The organism is Streptomyces sp. NPDC088745, from assembly GCF_044751045.1.
GTDB lineage: Bacteria > Actinomycetota > Actinomycetes > Streptomycetales > Streptomycetaceae > Streptomyces > Streptomyces cremeus.
Genome location: NZ_JBIVLB010000013.1, coordinates 41,207 through 57,476, shown reverse-complemented (window position 1 = coordinate 57,476; position 16,270 = coordinate 41,207). Strand labels below are relative to the sequence as shown.

15 protein-coding genes and 1 pseudogene are annotated in these 16,270 nt (G+C 74.2%); 6 read left to right on the top strand and 10 right to left on the bottom strand.

What is annotated here, in order from left to right:
- Nucleotides 1-4: 4 nt before the first annotated feature.
- Nucleotides 5-508, bottom strand: a complete 504-nt coding sequence (locus ACIP93_RS28540; RefSeq protein ID WP_401763098.1) for a DUF4232 domain-containing protein — start codon at nt 506-508, stop codon at nt 5-7.
- Nucleotides 509-621: 113 nt separating this feature from the next.
- On the opposite strand from ACIP93_RS28540, the gene ACIP93_RS28535 reads away from it, so the two are divergent.
- Complete coding sequence (locus ACIP93_RS28535) at nt 622-1,053, top strand: SRPBCC family protein (protein WP_401763095.1); 432 nt, start codon at nt 622-624, stop codon at nt 1,051-1,053.
- A 115-nt stretch (nt 1,054-1,168) separates the two neighbouring features.
- Here the strand turns inward: ACIP93_RS28535 and ACIP93_RS28530 are convergent, their stop codons facing one another.
- Entirely contained in the window at nt 1,169-2,785 is a 1,617-nt protein-coding gene (locus tag ACIP93_RS28530; RefSeq protein ID WP_401763093.1) for an acyl-CoA synthetase, read from the bottom strand.
- Nucleotides 2,786-2,961: 176 nt separating this feature from the next.
- Here ACIP93_RS28530 and ACIP93_RS28525 point away from each other — a divergent pair, with 176 nt between their 5' ends.
- The 4 genes from ACIP93_RS28525 (at nt 2,962) to ACIP93_RS28510 (ending at nt 7,274) form a co-directional block, all read left to right on the top strand.
- Nucleotides 2,962-3,783, top strand: coding sequence for a crotonase/enoyl-CoA hydratase family protein (locus ACIP93_RS28525; protein WP_401763090.1), 822 nt, complete (start codon nt 2,962-2,964; stop codon nt 3,781-3,783).
- Nucleotides 3,784-4,078: 295 nt separating this feature from the next.
- Nucleotides 4,079-5,020, top strand: a complete 942-nt coding sequence (locus ACIP93_RS28520) for a Zn-ribbon domain-containing OB-fold protein (RefSeq protein WP_401763087.1) — start codon at nt 4,079-4,081, stop codon at nt 5,018-5,020.
- A gap of 3 nt (nt 5,021-5,023) precedes the next feature.
- Complete coding sequence (locus tag ACIP93_RS28515; RefSeq protein WP_401763086.1) at nt 5,024-6,109, top strand: thiolase domain-containing protein; 1,086 nt, start codon at nt 5,024-5,026, stop codon at nt 6,107-6,109.
- On the top strand, nt 6,090-7,274 hold the full coding sequence (locus tag ACIP93_RS28510; RefSeq protein WP_401763083.1) for a thiolase domain-containing protein: 1,185 nt from the start codon (nt 6,090-6,092) through the stop codon (nt 7,272-7,274). Before ACIP93_RS28515 ends, ACIP93_RS28510 begins: the two co-directional genes overlap by 20 nt.
- Before the next feature lie 15 nt (nt 7,275-7,289).
- Here ACIP93_RS28510 and ACIP93_RS28505 read toward each other — a convergent pair whose 3' ends face one another.
- Complete coding sequence (locus ACIP93_RS28505; protein WP_401763080.1) at nt 7,290-8,018, bottom strand: DivIVA domain-containing protein; 729 nt, start codon at nt 8,016-8,018, stop codon at nt 7,290-7,292.
- 215 nt (nt 8,019-8,233) lie between these two features.
- Here ACIP93_RS28505 and ACIP93_RS28500 point away from each other — a divergent pair, with 215 nt between their 5' ends.
- On the top strand, nt 8,234-8,470 hold the full coding sequence (locus ACIP93_RS28500) for a DUF397 domain-containing protein (RefSeq protein WP_345225700.1): 237 nt from the start codon (nt 8,234-8,236) through the stop codon (nt 8,468-8,470).
- A 32-nt stretch (nt 8,471-8,502) separates the two neighbouring features.
- On the opposite strand, the gene ACIP93_RS28495 is transcribed toward ACIP93_RS28500, so the two are convergent.
- The 7 genes and pseudogenes from ACIP93_RS28495 to pelF all read right to left on the bottom strand — a co-directional run bounded on the left by ACIP93_RS28495 (nt 8,503) and on the right by pelF (nt 16,180).
- Complete coding sequence (locus tag ACIP93_RS28495; protein ID WP_401763078.1) at nt 8,503-9,504, bottom strand: endo alpha-1,4 polygalactosaminidase; 1,002 nt, start codon at nt 9,502-9,504, stop codon at nt 8,503-8,505.
- A complete protein-coding gene (locus ACIP93_RS28490) occupies nt 9,501-10,163 on the bottom strand; it encodes a spherulation-specific family 4 protein (RefSeq protein ID WP_401763075.1) in 663 nt (220 codons plus the stop codon). Before ACIP93_RS28490 ends, ACIP93_RS28495 begins: the two co-directional genes overlap by 4 nt.
- A 311-nt stretch (nt 10,164-10,474) precedes the next feature.
- Nucleotides 10,475-11,362, bottom strand: a pseudogene (locus ACIP93_RS28485) (NAD-dependent epimerase/dehydratase family protein); the annotation flags it as partial.
- A gap of 6 nt (nt 11,363-11,368) precedes the next feature.
- A complete protein-coding gene (locus ACIP93_RS28480; protein WP_345225706.1) occupies nt 11,369-12,082 on the bottom strand; it encodes a sugar phosphate nucleotidyltransferase in 714 nt (237 codons plus the stop codon).
- A 92-nt stretch (nt 12,083-12,174) separates the two neighbouring features.
- Nucleotides 12,175-13,176, bottom strand: coding sequence for an SDR family NAD(P)-dependent oxidoreductase (locus ACIP93_RS28475; RefSeq protein ID WP_401763073.1), 1,002 nt, complete (start codon nt 13,174-13,176; stop codon nt 12,175-12,177).
- Nucleotides 13,177-13,277: 101 nt separating this feature from the next.
- Nucleotides 13,278-14,675, bottom strand: coding sequence for a hypothetical protein (locus tag ACIP93_RS28470; RefSeq protein ID WP_401763071.1), 1,398 nt, complete (start codon nt 14,673-14,675; stop codon nt 13,278-13,280).
- Entirely contained in the window at nt 14,672-16,180 is a 1,509-nt protein-coding gene (gene pelF, locus ACIP93_RS28465) for a GT4 family glycosyltransferase PelF (protein WP_401763068.1), read from the bottom strand. Before pelF ends, ACIP93_RS28470 begins: the two co-directional genes overlap by 4 nt.
- Between the last annotated feature and the right edge of the window lie 90 nt (nt 16,181-16,270).

Below are 16,270 nucleotides of genomic sequence, written 5' to 3'. Positions count from 1 at the left end.
GAGGCTACGGGGCCTTCGGCTGCCACAAGGTGGTCACCGGGTCGTAGACCCTGACGCCCTTCGGCAGGCCGAGCGCCGCGGCCGTGATCCGGACCCCGCGGTGGGCCGGGTCCGCAGCCACCCCGATGTCCCGTACGACACGTACGTCGGCAGGCGTCGGCGGGGCGAGGACCGTGCGGACTGTGGCGTACGCGCTCGCGCCGGCCGCCACCCGGTACGGCCCGCTGTCGGCCGGCGGATTCGGACGGGCCGCGCCGTCGAGGTCGCCGAAGGTGACGGTGGGGATGCGGTCGACGACGCAGGCATGGCGGCCGTGGTTGGTGAAGCGGAGGGAGAGGACGTCCGGGGTCGGGACGGCCGTCACCTTCAGGGACAGGTCCCGCTCCGCGCAGCGCGGAAGCGGTGCCTTCGTGGACGGGGCGACAGCGGCCGCGGCCGTGGCCGAGGCGGCGAGCAGGAAGGCGGCGGCGAGCGCGCCGACCGCGGGGAAACGCTGGTGCGTGTACATATGTCCATACTGCGCCCGAAAGGGCTGTTCCAGGGAGAGTGCCACCCTTTCGTGTGACAAGGCCGTGACACTCCGACGGGTGCCGGACGCGTGGAGTGCGTACCGTGGGTCCCGTGGCCCTCTTCCGTATCACCGACCGCACGGACCTCACTCCCGACGAGGCGTGGCGCAGGCTCACCGCCTGGGAACGGCATGCCGCCCAGGTCCCCTTCACCCGGATGGTCTTCGGCACCGACCCGCCGACCCGGCAGGGCACCCGCTTCGTGGCGCGCACCCGGCTGGGCCGGATCGGGTTCGACGACCCGATGGAGGTCGTGGTGTGGCGGCCCCCGGAGCACTGCCGCCTGGAGAAGAGCGGGCGGGTGGTGACGGGCTGGGCCGAGATCGACGTCCGCCCCGAGCCGGGGGGAGGGCCCGGGGCATACGTGACCTGGACCGAGGACCTGCGGCTGCGCGGGCTGCCCCGGTTCTGCGATCCGCTGCTGGCGGCGGCGGGCCGGGCGGTGTTCGGGCGGGCGATGCGGGCACTGCTCGGGGAGCGGTAGGAGGGTGGGGCGCGGTTCCGGCGGGTGATGCGGGCGCTGCCGGAGGAGCGGTGGGCGGGGGACGGTCCTGGCGGGCAGTGTGGACACTGCCGGAGGAGCGAGGGGCGGGCGGGGGTCAGTCCTGGCGGGCTGCCGTCGCCTTCGCCCAGCGGTAGTCGGCCTTGCCGCTCGGTGAGCGGTGGACACGGTCGGTGAGCACCAGCTTGCGGGGGATCTTGTAACCTGCGAGCCGGGTGCGGCAGTGGTCCTGGATCGCGGCCAGGTCCGGCGGGGCGGCGCCCTCGCGGACCTGGACGACGGCCGCCACCCGGTTGCCCCAGGTGGGGTCCGGCACTCCGGTGACCAGCGCGTCGTACACGTCCGGATGGGACTTCAGCGCCTGCTCGACCTCCTCCGGATAGACCTTCTCGCCGCCGGTGTTGATGCACTGCGAGCCCCGGCCGAGGACGGTCACGATGCCGTCCGCGTCGACGGTCGCCATGTCGCCGAGGAGCACCCAGCGCGCGCCGTCGCGCTGGAAGAAGGTCTCCGCCGTCTTCCCCGGGTCGTTGTAGTAGCCGAGCGGGACATGGCCGCACTGGGCGAGGCGGCCGATCTCGCCGGTGCCCACGGGTGCGTACGTCGCCGGATCGACCACCTTCGTCCGCTCGTTGACCTCCAGCCGGAAGCCCTTCTCGGGGCCGGAGTCGTCGGTGGCCCTGCCGTTGGAACCGGACTCGGAGGAGCCGAAGTTGTTCAGCAGCAGTACGTTCGGCACCAGCTCCTGGAACTGGGCGCGGACCGTCTCCGACATGATCGCCCCGGAGGAGGAGACGCTGAACAGCGAGGAGAGGTCGGTGCCCTTCAGGGGGCCGTTCAGGGCGTCCACCAGGGGGCGCAGCATCGCGTCGCCGACCAGCGACACGCTCGACACGCGCTCCTTCTCGATCGTCCGCAGCACCTCCTCGGGCACGTACTTGCGGTGGATGACGACCCGCTGGCCGTAGTGGAAGGCGATGAACGAGGTGAGCGTCGAGGTGCCGTGCATCAGCGGGGGAGCGGGGAAGAAGGCGAGGCCCGCACCGCCGGCCGCGACCCGCTCGGCCAGCTCCTCGGGCCGCCGGACGGGGTTGCCGGTGGGGTCGCCGCCGAACAGCCCCGCGAAGAACAGGTCCTCCTGACGCCACATCACCCCCTTGGGCATGCCGGTCGTGCCGCCCGTGTAGATGATGAAGAGGTCGTCGGCCGAGCGCTCCGGGAAGCCCCGCTCGGGGGACCCGGACGCCTCCGCCGCCGTGAACTCCACACAGCCGATGTCCGGGGCGTCACCGGCCGGCGGTCCCACCCGCAGCAGATGGCGCAGCTTCCGCGTGCGGGGGAGCGCGGCGGCCACCCGTTCGGTGAACTCCGCGTCGAAGACGAGCGCGGCGAGGTCCGCGTCGCGGTAGAGGTAGACCAACTCCTCCTCGACGTAGCGGTAGTTGACGTTCACGGGGACGAGGCGCGCCTTCAGGCAGGCGAGAACCGTCTGGAGGTACTCGACGCCGTTGTAGAGGTGCAGCCCCAGGTGCTCGCCCGGCTTCAGGCCCGCATCCATCAGGTGGTGCGCGAGCCGGTTCGCGGCCGCGTCCAGCTCGGCGTAGGTGAGACGGCGTTCGGCGCCCGTACCGGGATGGTCGACGTACACGAGTGCCTCGCGGTCGGGGACCGCGTCGACGACCGACTCGAACAGGTCGGCAAGGTTGTACTCCACCGTTCCTCCTGAACCCCGGTTGCGCACGGGCGAGTTGACGTGCCGGTCATCACAGCAAAGGGCGCCTCAAGTGGGAAGGGCGTACGCCGAACAAATCTGACTGACTGTCAGAAAACTCTTGAAGTGGCGGGTCCTCTCCTGCAACCTGTTCCAGGTCTGACGACGGGAGGACGGTCATGTCCGGTACGGACTCGGGTACGGAACACCTCACCGTGCGGCGCGAGGGCGCCACGCTGGTGCTCACCCTGAACAGGCCGGAGGCGAAGAACGCGTTGTCGTTGCCGATGCTGGTCGGGCTGTACGACGGCTGGCTGGAGGCCGACGCGGACGACTCCGTGCGGTCGGTGGTCCTGACGGGGGCGGGCGGCTGCTTCTGCGCGGGCATGGACCTCAAGGCGCTCGCCGGGCAGCGCGCGACGGGCGGCGACGCGGACGTCCACCGCGCCCGGATGAAGGCCGATCCCGACCTGCACTGGAAGGCGATGCTGCGCCACCACCGGCCGCGCAAGCCGGTGATCGCGGCCGTCGAGGGCCACTGCGTGGCGGGCGGCACGGAGATCCTCCAGGGCACGGACATCCGCGTGGCGGGGGCTTCGGCCACCTTCGGGCTCTTCGAGGTGCGGCGGGGGCTGTTCCCGATCGGCGGCTCGACGGTGCGGCTGCCGCGGCAGATCGCCCGCACGCACGCGCTGGAGATGCTGCTGACGGGGCGGCCGTACGGGGCCGAGGAGGCGGCCCGGATCGGGCTGGTCGGCCGGGTGGTCCCGGACGGGACGGCGCTGGACGCGGCGCTGGAGATCGCCGAACGGGTCAATGCCTGCGGTCCGTTGGCGGTGGAGGCGGTGAAGGCGTCGGTCTACGAGGCGGCGGAACTGCCGGAGGAGGAGGGTCTGGCGGCGGAGCTGAAGCGGGGGTGGCCCGTCTTCGACACCGAGGACGCGAAAGAGGGGGCGCGGGCGTTCGCGGAGGGGAGGGAGGCGGTGTTCCGGCGGCGGTAGGGGGGCGGTGCGGACTGTCCAGCGGTCGACGGGCCGTCCGGCGGTCGACGGACCGGCCGCCGGCCGGGGACGCGTGGTCGGCGGCCGCGCGGCGGACCGGGGGACCGCCCCGGCCCCGACCTCGGCCCCTGCCGCCAAGCCTTCGGCCTCGGACGAAGGGGCGGGGCTGGGGGGCCGATCCGCCGGAAGCCGCCCGCACCCGCGGTGATCCGCCGAAAGGCTCTGCACACCCCCTCAGCCCCACCCGTCGGCACAACCAACAACACATACCCCCCGCACACCGGAGGCCCCTCCCATGCCCACCCTGAAAGCCCCCCTCACCCTCGAATTCCCCTTCACCCGCTCCCTCGGGCCCGTCCAGTCCGCCTTCCTGTCCGGGCTGCGCCACCGCACCCTCCTCGGCGTGCGCACCGCATCGGGGCAGGTCCTCTGCCCGCCCACCGAGTACGATCCCGCCACCGCCGCCGAGCTCCGCGACCTCGTCGAGGTCGCCCCCACCGGCACGGTGACCACCTGGGCCTGGAACCCGCGGCCCCGCCCCTTCCAGCCCCTCGCCACCCCCTTCGCCTGGGTCCTCGTCCGGCTCGACGGCGCCGACACCGCCCTCCTGCACGCCCTCGACGCCCCCGGGCCGGAGCAGCTCCACTCGGGCATGCGCGTCCGCGTCCGCTGGGCCGGCGAACGCACCGGCGCCATCACCGACATCGCCTGCTTCGAACCGTACGAGAGCGAGAACGGGCACCAACCCGCCCCGCACAGCGGCGAGTTCGACGACATGACCACCCTCTTCACCGCGCCCGCCCGACTCGACTACACCTACACCCCCGGCCGGGCCCCCACCGACCACCTCACCGCCCTCGCCGACCACCGCATCGTCGGCGAACGCTGCCCCTCCTGCCACAAGGTGTACGTGCCGCCCCGCGGCGCCTGCCCCACCTGCGGCGTCGCCACCGCCGAGCGCGTCGAGGTCGGCCCCAGGGGCACCGTCACCACCTTCTGCATCGTCAACATCAAGGCGAAGAACCTGGACATCGAGGTGCCGTACGTCTACGCGCACATCGCCCTCGACGGCGCCGACCTCGCCCTGCACGGCCGCATCGCGGGCATCCCGTACGACCAGGTCCGGATGGGGCTGCGCGTCGAACCGGTGTGGACCGGGGACGCCCGCCACCCCGACCACTACCGGCCCACCGGCGAACCGGACGCCGACTACGACGCGTTCAAGGAGCTGATCTGAGCCATGCCCGCCACCCCCGCGCGGCCGCTGCGCGACGTCGCCGTCGTCGCCTTCGCGCAGACCGACCACCGCCGACGCACCGACGAGCTCTCCGAGGTCGAGATGCTCATGCCGGTCCTGCACCGGGTCCTCGCCGAGACCGGCCTGAAGACCAGCGACATCGGCTTCACCTGCTCCGGTTCCAGCGACTACCTCGCGGGCCGCGCCTTCTCCTTCACCATGGCCCTGGACGGCGTCGGCGCCTGGCCGCCGATCTCGGAGTCCCACGTCGAGATGGACGGGGCCTGGGCGCTGTACGAGGCCTGGGTGAAGATCCTCACCGGCGAGGCCGACACCGCGCTCGTGTACGCGTACGGCAAGTCCTCGCCCGGGCAGGTCCGCGACGTCCTGACCCGCCAGCTCGACCCGTACTACCTCGCCCCGCTGTGGCCCGACTCCGTGTCGCTCGCCGCCCTCCAGGCACAGGCCCTCATCGACGCCGGCGACACTGACGAACCCGCGCTCGCCGCCGTCGCCTCCCGCAGCAGGGCGGACGCCGTCGCCAACCCGCACGCCCAGCTCAAGGGCGACGTCCCGTCAGGCGACTACCTGGTGCGCCCCCTGCGCACCGCCGACTGTCCGCCCGTCTCCGACGGAGCCGCCGCCGTCGTCCTCGCGGCGGGCGACCGCGCCCGCGAACTCTGCGCGCGGCCCGCCTGGATACGCGGCATCGACCACCGCATCGAGGCCCATGGCCTCGGTGTCCGCGACCTCACCGACTCGCCGTCCACCCGGCTCGCCGCCGAACGCGCCGGGGCGTACGAGATCGACCTGGACACCGCCGAGCTGCACACCCCCTTCACCTCCCAGGAAGTCGTCCTGCGCAAGGCGCTCGGCCTCGGCGACGACATCGCCGTCAACCCTTCCGGCGGGGCGCTCGCCGCCAACCCGATCATGGCGGCCGGCCTCATCCGCATCGGCGAGGCCGCCGCCCGCATCCACCGCGGCGCGTCCGACGCCGCGCTGGCGCACGCCACGTCGGGCCCGTGCCTTCAGCAGAACCTGGTAGCAGTCCTGGAGGGGGAGCCCCGTGAGCACCGAACGCGCTAGCCACAAGGAGCCCGTCGCCGTCGTCGGCGTCGGCCAGACCGCCCATGTCTCCGCCCGGCACGACGTCTCGATCGCGGGACTGGTCCGCGAGGCCGCCCAACGCGCCCTCGCCGACGCCGAGTTGACGTGGGCGGACATCGACGCCGTCGTCATCGGCAAGGCCCCCGACTTCTTCGAGGGCGTCATGATGCCGGAGCTCTACCTCGCCGACGCGCTCGGCGCGGTCGGCAAGCCCATGCTCCGCGTGCACACGGCGGGTTCCGTCGGCGGCTCCACCGCCCTCGTCGCCGCCAACCTGGTCGCTGCCCGTGTGCACGGCACCGTCCTCACCCTCGCCTTCGAGAAGCAGTCCGAGTCCAACGCCATGTGGGGCCTGTCCCTCCCCGTCCCCTTCCAGCAGCCCCTCCTCGCCGGGGCGGGCGGCTTCTTCGCCCCGCACGTCCGCGCGTACATGCGCCGCTCGGGCGCGCCCGACCACATCGGCTCCCTCGTCGCGTACAAGGACCGCCGCAACGCCCTCAAGAACCCCTACGCCCACCTCAAGGACCCCACCCTCACCCTGGAGAAGGTCCAGGCGTCCCCCATGCTGTGGGACCCCGTCCGCTACTCCGAGACCTGCCCCTCGTCCGACGGCGCCTGCGCCATGGTCCTGACCGACCGGGCGGGCGCGGCCCGCGCTCCGCACCCGCCCGCCTGGGTGCGCGGCGGCGCCATGCGCAGCGAGCCCACCCTCTTCGCGGGCAAGGACTTCGTCTCGCCGCAGGCCGGCAAGGACTGCGCCGCCGACGTCTACCGGCAGGCGGGCATCACCGATCCGCGCCGCCAGATCGACGCGGTCGAGATGTACGTCCCGTTCTCCTGGTACGAGCCCATGTGGCTGGAGAACCTGGGCTTCGCCGCCGAGGGCGAGGGCTGGAAACTCACCGAGGCCGGCGTCACCGGACTCGACGGCGACCTTCCCGTGAACCCCTCGGGCGGCGTCCTGTCCACCAATCCCATCGGCGCATCGGGCATGATCCGCTTCGCCGAGGCGGCCCTCCAGGTGCGCGGCCGGGCGGGCGAGCACCAGATCGACGGCGCGCGCACCGCGCTGGGGCACGCCTACGGCGGCGGGTCGCAGTTCTTCGCGATGTGGGTGGTGGGGGCGGAGCAGCCTGGAGGGTGAGCGGGGGTGCGGGGGTCAGCCGGTGCGGAGGGAGCCCGCGAGAGCGGTGAGGAAGGCGGTGACGGCGTGCCGGTCGTAACCCGCCTGCCGGTGGCCCGCCGTGCCGAAGACGGCCCCGCCGATCCGCGCGGGGCTCACGGCGGGGCCCGTCCCCAGGAGACCGGCGCGGATACGGGCGAGGAACGCGTCGACCTCCGCCTGGTCGTACCCCGGCTGCAGGCGTGACGCCGGGAACCGGACGCCCGCCAGTTCCTCGGCCAACTGCTCCTGGAGGGTCGGCGTACGAGGCGGGGCGGGGCGGACCGGCCCGGGGGCGGGCCGGGCGGCCGGGCTCGGGCGCACAGGGCGCCGTATTGCTGCGGGGGCCGGGCCCAGAGGGGTCGGGGAGGCAGACGACGGCGGGGCCGGCCGTGCGCGGGACCTGCGGCGTGCGGCGGAGCGCAGGCTCCCTGCCGCGTCGGCGACGGGGCCGACGGCCAGGGCCGTGCCCCCGGCCAGGACGAGGCCGCCCACGCGCAGCAGCCAGTACGAGGCCTGGCCCGCCTGCTCCCGCTTCTCCTCGTAGCCGTCGTACGCCCCGCCGCCGACACAGGCGTCCCCCGGCTTCATGCTCTCGCCGCCGCACCGGGGGGACTCGGAGTCCGCCGCCGCGCAGCCGCCGCCCAGCAGGAGGAACGCCCCGATGACCAGGCCCATGGCCCCCAGGCCCCGCCTGGTGTCGCCGCCACTGCTGTACCGCGCCATGTCCGCCCCCGGTCGGTCGAGTCCGTGATCAGAGTTTTCCGGGAATGGTAGGGGCCGTTCCCCGTGCGGGACAGCGAAAGGGCACCGCCGGGGCGGGACAAGTGCCGTCCCCGGAAAGCGCGTTGCCGGTCCGGCCGCCGACCGCGCCCTGTCCGTCGTCCGGTGCGGTGACTAGGGTGGCTCGCGGACGACGGCGATGCGGGAGGAGCACGACGGTGGCGACGAGTACGCGGTACGGGGCGGTGGGGCGGGCGCGGCAGGAGCTCGATCTCAGCGGGGCGGACTGGCAGTCCGGGGCCGGGGGAGCGGGAGACGTGCAGATCGCCTTCGTGGAAGGGTTCATCGCGATGCGCAACGCCGCGCATCCGGTGGCGACTTCGGTCGTCTTCGATCCCGCGCAGTGGCGGACCTTCGTACTGAACGCCCGGGCCGGAGCCTTCGACGTGCGCTGAACACCCGGGCCGGGAGCTTCGACGTGCGCTGATCAGCAGGGCTTGCGCCAGGAGTCCAAGTCGAGGTTCTTGCGCATCGAGGACAGCCCGAGCCGGCGCGCGGCGGCGCAGAACTCGCCGTTGGGCACGGCGTACTCGACGTGGAAGACCGCCTTGCCCGCCGCGATGAAGGGGCGCAGGCGCTCGCACTCGTCGAACTCCGCGCACTGCTCGTTGACCGCGAAGTCGAAGTGGCGCACGAGCTGCGGGACGTGCTCCAGGTCGTTCTTGAGGCCGACGGCCAGGCCGCGTTCGTGGGCGATCGTGGAGAGCATCCTGTTGTACGTGAGCTGGTGGGCGGCGGTCAGCGGAAAGCCGGTGTCGTTCTGGTAGCCGTCCATCAGGTCGGGCTCGACCGCGTCGAAGCCCTTCGCCCTGCACATGTCGAAGCGTTTCTCCATGAGCGGGCGCAGCACGTCGACGCGGCGGATGTCGAGCCAGCGCTCGCCCGCCCAGCCGTTCGCGCCGCCGAGGACCGCCTCGGGGAAGTCGCCCTTGTCGGGCCGGAAGTCCTCCCACGCGCCCGCGTTGATGTAGCAGATCACCTTCCGGCCGTCCGCGTGCAGCCGTGCCACGTCGGCCGCGGTGTTCTCGAAGCCGTCGATGTCGTAGACGGGCACGTCGGTACGGGGGTCCACCCGCCCGTCCAACTGCCACTGCCAGGCCGTGCCCGGGCGGGGCTGCCAGATGCGGCGGGCGGCGGGACGGGTGGCCGTGTCCCTGCGGGGCGGCGGCGCGGAGGACGGCGGGCGGGAGGCGCTGCCGGGGGCCGCCGTGCCGGTGGGGAGCGGGGACGTGGCGGGCGACGGCGCGGGGGTGACGGGTGCGGGAGCAGTACCTGCGGCCTCCGGGGACCCGCCCGGATCGCCGTCCGTACCGGTGGACGAGCACCCCGCGACCCCGAGCAGCACCAGAAGCACCAGGAGCACCACGGGAAGCACCGGACGCGCCCGCCTCTTCCGTACGGGAGCGGCCCGGTGCGGCAGGGGGTTCATGACGCGTGCTCCAGGAGTTCGGGCGGCAGCGCCGTCCACGGGTTGGGGAGTTCGCCGCCGACCGCGCAGCTCACCGCCGCGCCCCGGGCGCGCGCGGTGCGGGCCGCCACCCCGGACAGGGCGCGGGGGACTCCGTACACCAGATGACAGAAGCGTTCCGGAGGGTGGTGTTCCGTCCAGCGGGGGCGGTGGAATCCGGCGACGTACGTCGTCCAGTGCCCCTCGAAGGTGACGACCAGGTCGGCGATGCGGGCGTACCCCGGGGAGGGGTGCACGCCCGGGTTGAGGACCACGGTCCGCGCACCCGTGCGGCGTGCGGAGCGGACCGTCCTGCGGCAGGCCGCGAGTCCGGCGCGCTCGGCGGGGGCCCGGTCGAAGAACCAGCCGTCGACGCCGAACCACTCCCGGTGCCGGCCGAGGTCGGCGGCGACCTCGGGGGCCGGGCGCGCCCCGTAGTCCAGGTCGACGTAGCCCAGCACGGGCACCCCCGCCGCGCGCAGGTCGGCGGCGGCGGAGGCGAACGCGGGGTCGAGCTGCCCGCCGGGACCGTCGGCGGCGTTCAGCACCACGCCGCGGACCCGGTCCCCGGCGCGCGCGGCGAGCCGCCACGCCTCGGGGTCCACGGCGGGGTGCGCGTACAGCGGCAGCAGGTAGCTCACCGCGGGGCGTCCGGGAGCGGCGTCCGGGCGGGCCCCCCGGCACGGGCGTTGCGGGCCGGGGATTCCGTCCGGGAGCGCACCGCCGTCCCCGGCCCGTGGGCGTCCGGGTGGGAGCCGGCCCTGACCCCCGGGGCGTGCGGTCCCGGACGGTGAGCGGTGCCCGGGCCCGGCGTGTGCGGGGCCGCGGGCGCGTGGGCCTGCCCGGAACCCGGCGCGGGGGCCGGTCCAGCCCCCTGCCCGTGCTCAGGACCGGCGTCCGCCGCCTCCCCGTGTCCCCCACGAGGAGCGCACTCCCGCCGCCCCTGCTGCCGTGCCGTCGCCTCCCACAGCGCCCGTGCCGACTCCTCCAGCGAGTGCCGGGGGCGCCAGCCCAGGGTGCTGCCCGTGTAGCTGATGTCCGAGCACTGCCAGGACACCTCCGCCGTGCGCGAGGGCGCCTCCCCCGTGTTCTCCGCCAGCCGTCCCCGGAAGCCCGAGACGCGGACCAGGCACTGGACCAGCTCGCGCACCGGCAGGGCCCGGCCGCCCGAGACGTTGAGGACGGGCGGGAGCGGGCCCGGCGCCGTGACCGCGAGCGCCACGGCCTCCGCCACGTCCCGCGCGTCCACGAAGTCGCGGAACGCGGAGAGGTCGCCGAGCCGGATCACCGCGTCCGCGTCCGTGCCCGCCGCCAGGAGTTCACCGGCCAGCCTGCCCGGCAGTCCCGCCGACGGTGCGCCGGGGCCCACCGGATTGCCGACCCGGAGCACCACCGCGTCCAGGCCCGAGGTCGCCACAGCCACCGTCCCGGCGAGCTTGGTGGCCCCGTACGGGCCCACCGGGCGGGTCGGGTCGGTCTCGGTGACCCGGATGCCGTGGGAGGTCGGCCCGTACTCGGCCGCCGAGCCCAGCTGGACCAGGCGGGCCCCGGGCGCGGCCCGGCGCAGGGCCGCCGCCAGCACGGCCGGGCCGCGCGCGTTGACCTCGGCCAGCGTGACCACGTCACCGCCCACCGCGCCCGCGCAGTTGACCACCGCGTCCGGACCGAACTCCCCGACCGCGTCCGACAGTTCACCGACGCCGACCGAGCCCAGGTCCACCCGCAGACCGGCCCCGGGCCCCCGGCCGCCGCACAGCAGCCGGACGTCCGCGAGGGACCCCAGCCGCTCCACGACGTGCCGGCCCAGATAGCCGGTCGCCCCCAGTACGAGTACGCGCATCGTTCCTCAGGCTCCCTTGAGCAGCAGCGAGCGGTGCGTCGTGAACTCCGCGTTCGCCCGGTCGTAGTCGTCCGGGCGGCCGATGTCGAGCCAGTAGCCGTCGAACGCGTAGGCGTGCGGGGGAGTGCCCTCCCGCAGCAGGTCGAGGACCAGCTCGTCGAAGCCGAGCGGCAGACCGGCGGTGTAGTTCGCGAGGGTGTCGCGGGAGACGCCGTACACCCCCATCGAGACCCGGTAGTCCATGCTGGGCTTCTCCGTGAAGGCCACCACCTCGCTCTCCCGCGTGGTCAGCACCCCGAAGTCGATGCGGACTTGACGGGCGTACGTGGCGATGGTGAGCGGTGCGGCCGAGGCGCGGTGGCTCGCCAGCACGTCCGCGTAGTCGAGGTCGGTGAGGATGTCGCCGTTCATCACGAGGAACGACTCAGGGAGCTTGTCGCGCAGGTTGAGCAGCGGGCCGATGGTGCCCAGCGGGCTGTCCTCGGTGGCGTAGTCGACCTTCAGGCCCCACTGTTCGCCGTCGCCGACATAGGCGCGGATGATGTGCCCGAGGTGCCCGATCGCGAGCGTGACACTGGTGAATCCGGCGGACGACAGCTGTCGCAGCACGATCTCCAGGATGGCGTGCTGGTCGCCGATCGGAACGAGCGGCTTGGGCAGGGCGGTGGTGTACGGCCGCAGCCGGACGCCCTTGCCTCCGGCGAGTATCACAGCGTGCATGGTGGCCTCCCTGAGTGGAACGCGGAACCGGCGGGGTGAGTGGTGCTGTGCGCAGTCGAGCGAGGGGTGACGCCGTGTGAGGTGACGCTGCGTCAGATGTTGTAGATGTCCGTCTTGTAGCGGGCCAGGTTCGCCGGGTCGCCGAAGAATCGGGCCGTGGCGGCAAGGCCCTGCTCCAGGTCGTACGCCGGGCTCCACCCGGTGGCCGCGGCCAGCCGGGACGCGTCCGCGACCAGGCGCATCACCTCGGAGTTCGCGGGCCGGATGCGCTGCTCGTCCTCCCGCACGTCGAGGTCGGCCTCCATCACCTTGCCGATCAGCCGCACCAGGTCGCCGACCGAGATTTCGCCGCCGGTACCGGCGTTGAAGGTCCGCCCCACCACGTCCTCGGCGGGCGCGGTGCCCACCGCGAGGAACGCCTGCGCGGTGTCCTTGACGAAGGTGAAGTCCCGGGTGGGGCGCAGGTCGCCCAGGGTGATGGTGCGCGAGCCCGCCGCGACCTGGCCGATCACGGTCGGGATGACCGCCCGCATCGACTGCCGGGGGCCGAAGGTGTTGAAGGGGCGCAGCGTGACGACCGGGGTGGCGAAGCTGGCGTGGTAACTGTCGGCCAGCCGGTCGCCGCCCGCCTTCGAAGCGGCGTACGGGGACTGGGTGTTGATCGGGTGGTCCTCGGTGATTGGCACGGTCTGCGCGGTGCCGTACGTCTCGCTGGTGGAGGTGTGCACCAGGCGCGGGGTGCCCAGCGCCCGCACCGCTTCCAGGACGTTGAGGGTGCCGGTGACGTTGGTGTCCACGTAACTGTGCGGCGCCTGGTAGGAGTACGGGATCGCGATGAGGGCCGCCAGGTGGTAGACGGCCTCCGCGCCCTCCGCCAGGGCCCGCACCGAACCGGGGTCGCGGACGTCGCCCAGGACGATCTCGACCTGGTCCAGGACGTCCGGCGCGAGGGTCTCCAGCCAGCCGAAGGAGGAGAAGGAGTTGTACTGCGCCATGGCACGCACCCGGAACCCGGCGGCCACGAGCGCTTCGGTGAGGTGGGAGCCGATGAAGCCCTCGGCCCCGGTGACGGCGGCGAGCGGTGAGGTGGTCAAGGTGAGCGTCCTTACGGGTTGTCGGGAGGAAAGGGGCAGGAGTCGCCCCGGAGGAGCCCCGGGGGCCGGGGTGTCCCGGAGACCGGGGAGGGAGAAGGGGCTCAGGCGTGCGCCGTGGGACGCCCGAGCAGGTGCAGCGCGCACGCCAGCAGCCCCGCGGCCGCGGCCCCGCACCACAGCAGCGGCACCAGCGGGCCCGCCGGTGGTCGCAGGAGGGCGTCCGCCGCCACCCCGGCCGCCGCGCACAGCGTCAGCGCCGCCGGAATCCAGGCGATTCCGAACGCCTGGAGGAGCAGCGCCGTCCACAGAACGGCGGCCAGCGCGAGGAGCGGCGCGATCCCGGCCCCGGCGACGTACGCCGCCGGCGCCAGCGGCAGCAGGTAGACGGCCAGACAACCGCCCAGCACGAGCGCCGACGTGCGCCGGAATCCGGCCGGTGTCCTGGCCCGGCGCAGCGCCGCGACCGACAGCCCCCGGTAGCGGAAGAGCAGCCACTCGGCCGGGCCCATGCTGAGCGTGAGCACGATCACCGCCCACGGATGCCGGAGCCCCGCGCACATCACCAGCACGCCCGCCCCCAGGCCGAACAGCCCGTACGGCAACGACACCAGCACGCCGGGCCGCAGCGCACCGGGCGCGGGGTCCTCCCGTACCGCGGCACGCGTCGCCCGGCCCGCCGCGGCGACCACCAGCACGGCGGTCAGCGCCGGCAGCCCGGCCCGCACCCACGGCCCCGGGTCCGCCCACGGCAGCACCGCCGCCCCGCCGATCACCGGCACCAGCGTCGCCAGCAGCAGCCGCTCCCGGGCGAACACCAGCAGCACCCCGGCCGCCGCGAGGTACACCGACTGCCACACCGCGAACAGGGCCGCCGGGGAGGGCCCGGCCAGCGCGGTGGCCGCCCCCGACGCCAGCAGCGCGCCCGCCGGGGCCCCGTACAGCAGCGTCCGCCCGGCCTCGTGCCGCCCGGAGGCCAGCCGCAGGTACGCCCGGTGCGCGAGCCCCTGGCTCCACGCCCAGGACACGAGGCCCGCCACGACCAGCGCGGCCACCGCACCGTCGGAGAACCACAGCCCGGAGGTGAGCGGATACGCCAGCCCCGGCAGCCCGAACAACGCCCCCCGCAACGCGCACCGCACCGGGTCCGGCGTCCACGGATCGACGGCCCCCGGCGGTTCCGGGAAGTCGCGCGGCACCCGTGTGAAGAGGTCGTCGGCCAGCGAGAAGAGGTCCCGGTGCCCGTACTTCTCGGTGATCGCCTCACCGGTCAGGCCCTCGGACTCCAGCAGGGCGGCCACCTCGTACGGGTGCACCGCCGGCCCGATCCGCTCGGCGAGCCGGGCCGCCAGCTCGTCCACCGCGTCGTCGGGGTGCACCCGGCGGCCCGCGCCGATGCGCGGCAGCCGCAGCGCCGCGGTGACCTGCGAGGGGGAGGCCAGGCGCAGGGTCAGCGTGTCCTCCTTGCCGCGGTGCTGCTCCAGCGAGACCGGGCCGCTCATCCGGCCACCTGCCGCAGCCGCCCGGCCCCGGAGCGGTCGGCGTCGGACCGGGCGGCGCGCGCGGTGCCGGACGCCAGGCCGACGTATATCTCCCGGAAGGTGTCGACCGTCTGCCGCAGCGTGAACTGCTCGATCACCCGCAGCCGGGCCGCCTCGCCCATCGCCGCCCGCCGGGCCGGGGCCCGCAGCAGCTCCAGCGCGGCCGCCGCCATCGCGGACGGGTCGCGCGGCGGCACCACCAGACCGGTGTCGCCGACCGCCTCGCGCACCCCGCCCACGTCCGTGGACACGGTGGCCCGCCCGCAGGACATGGCCTCGATGAGCGTGAAGGGGAACCCCTCGCTGATGCTGGAGAGCATTACCACGTTGCCCGCCGCGTACGCGTCCTTGATGTCGTCGACCCGGCCCTCGAAGGTCACCGCGTCGCCGTGCCCCAGCTCGGCGGCGAGCGCCTCGCAGCGCTCCCGGTACGCCTCCCCGCCGCGCGGGGTGCCGCCGAACAGCCGCAGCCGCGCGGCCGGCAGCTCCGCCCGCACCTGGGCGAAGGCCCGGATCAGCGTCTCCAGGTCCTTGATCGGGTCGACCCGGCCCGCCCAGCTCAGGGTGGGCCCGGCCGGTTCGGGTCCGGCGGGCGGGAAGGCGGCCGGATCGACGCCGTTGTAGACGGTACGGATCAACTCCGGCGGTGCGCCGCCCTGTTCCTCCCAGAGCCGGTTGTACCGGTTGCCCGGTGTGATCAACGCGGCCTTGCGGTACGTCTCTTCGGCGAGCAGCCGGAAGAAGCCCAGCAGCACCGCCTTGACCGGCCAGCGGTAGGGGCCGGTGCGGTAGCCGAGGTAGCGCTCGCGCAGATACACCCCGTGCTCCGTCAACAGCAGCGGCACACCGTGGAGTCGCAGCGCGGCCAGCCCCGGCAGGACCGCCACCCCGCCGCTGACCGCGTGCGAGACGCCGGCCTGCGGCGGGGGCGTGGACAGCGGGCGCAGCGCGTGCTCCAGGAGCCCGGTGGCGGTCACCGCGTCGTGCACGGTCGGCGACGCCTCGCCGACCGGAAGACCGGGCCGGTTCCACACGTCGGTGAGCACCCGGATCGCGTCGTCGCCGCGCAGCGCCGGGCTGAGCAGCCCGTCCCGGGCGGCGTGCGCCAGCTCGTACAGGGCGGGCGCGAACCCGTCCTCGGCGCCCGGGTCGAGCAGCGCCGTCAGGAACCGCTCGTACGACGCCATCAGCAGCCGCCGCCGACGGCCGCGCGGCGGCGCGCCGACGGGGGCGGGCCCCCACATGGGCACCGACCGGACGTCGCGGACATGGCCGGGAACGTCCCAGACGCGGGGCTCGCGGCCGGTGCCGGTGACCGCGACGACGTCGAAGCCGATGTCCGGCATCCCGGTGACGAGCTGGTCGCACCAGACGCTCACCCCGCCGTGGTGGTGCGGGTAGGTGCCTTCGGTGAGGAGGGTGACGCGCACGGCACCGGAGTGCTGTGCGCGGTGCGGATCGGGCATCGATGCGCTCCACGGCGGGAAGGGGTGCGGAAGGGGCCGGGGTGCGCGCGCACCCCTCGGTGGCGGGGGCGGCGTGCGCGCCCCCGGTGG

Bases quoted from the DNA above. Each gene is read 5' to 3' on its own strand.
- ACIP93_RS28540 (WP_401763098.1), bottom strand. From the start codon at position 508: ATGTACACGCACCAGCGTTTCCCCGCGGTCGGCGCGCTCGCCGCCGCC.
- ACIP93_RS28525 (WP_401763090.1), top strand. From the start codon at position 2,962: ATGTCCGGTACGGACTCGGGTACGGAACACCTCACCGTGCGGCGCGAG.
- ACIP93_RS28520 (WP_401763087.1), top strand. From the start codon at position 4,079: ATGCCCACCCTGAAAGCCCCCCTCACCCTCGAATTCCCCTTCACCCGC.
- ACIP93_RS28515 (WP_401763086.1), top strand. From the start codon at position 5,024: ATGCCCGCCACCCCCGCGCGGCCGCTGCGCGACGTCGCCGTCGTCGCC.
- ACIP93_RS28505 (WP_401763080.1), bottom strand. From the start codon at position 8,018: ATGGCGCGGTACAGCAGTGGCGGCGACACCAGGCGGGGCCTGGGGGCC.
- ACIP93_RS28495 (WP_401763078.1), bottom strand. From the start codon at position 9,504: ATGAACCCCCTGCCGCACCGGGCCGCTCCCGTACGGAAGAGGCGGGCG.
- ACIP93_RS28480 (WP_345225706.1), bottom strand. From the start codon at position 12,082: ATGCACGCTGTGATACTCGCCGGAGGCAAGGGCGTCCGGCTGCGGCCG.
- ACIP93_RS28470 (WP_401763071.1), bottom strand. From the start codon at position 14,675: ATGAGCGGCCCGGTCTCGCTGGAGCAGCACCGCGGCAAGGAGGACACG.
- pelF (WP_401763068.1), bottom strand. From the start codon at position 16,180: ATGCCCGATCCGCACCGCGCACAGCACTCCGGTGCCGTGCGCGTCACC.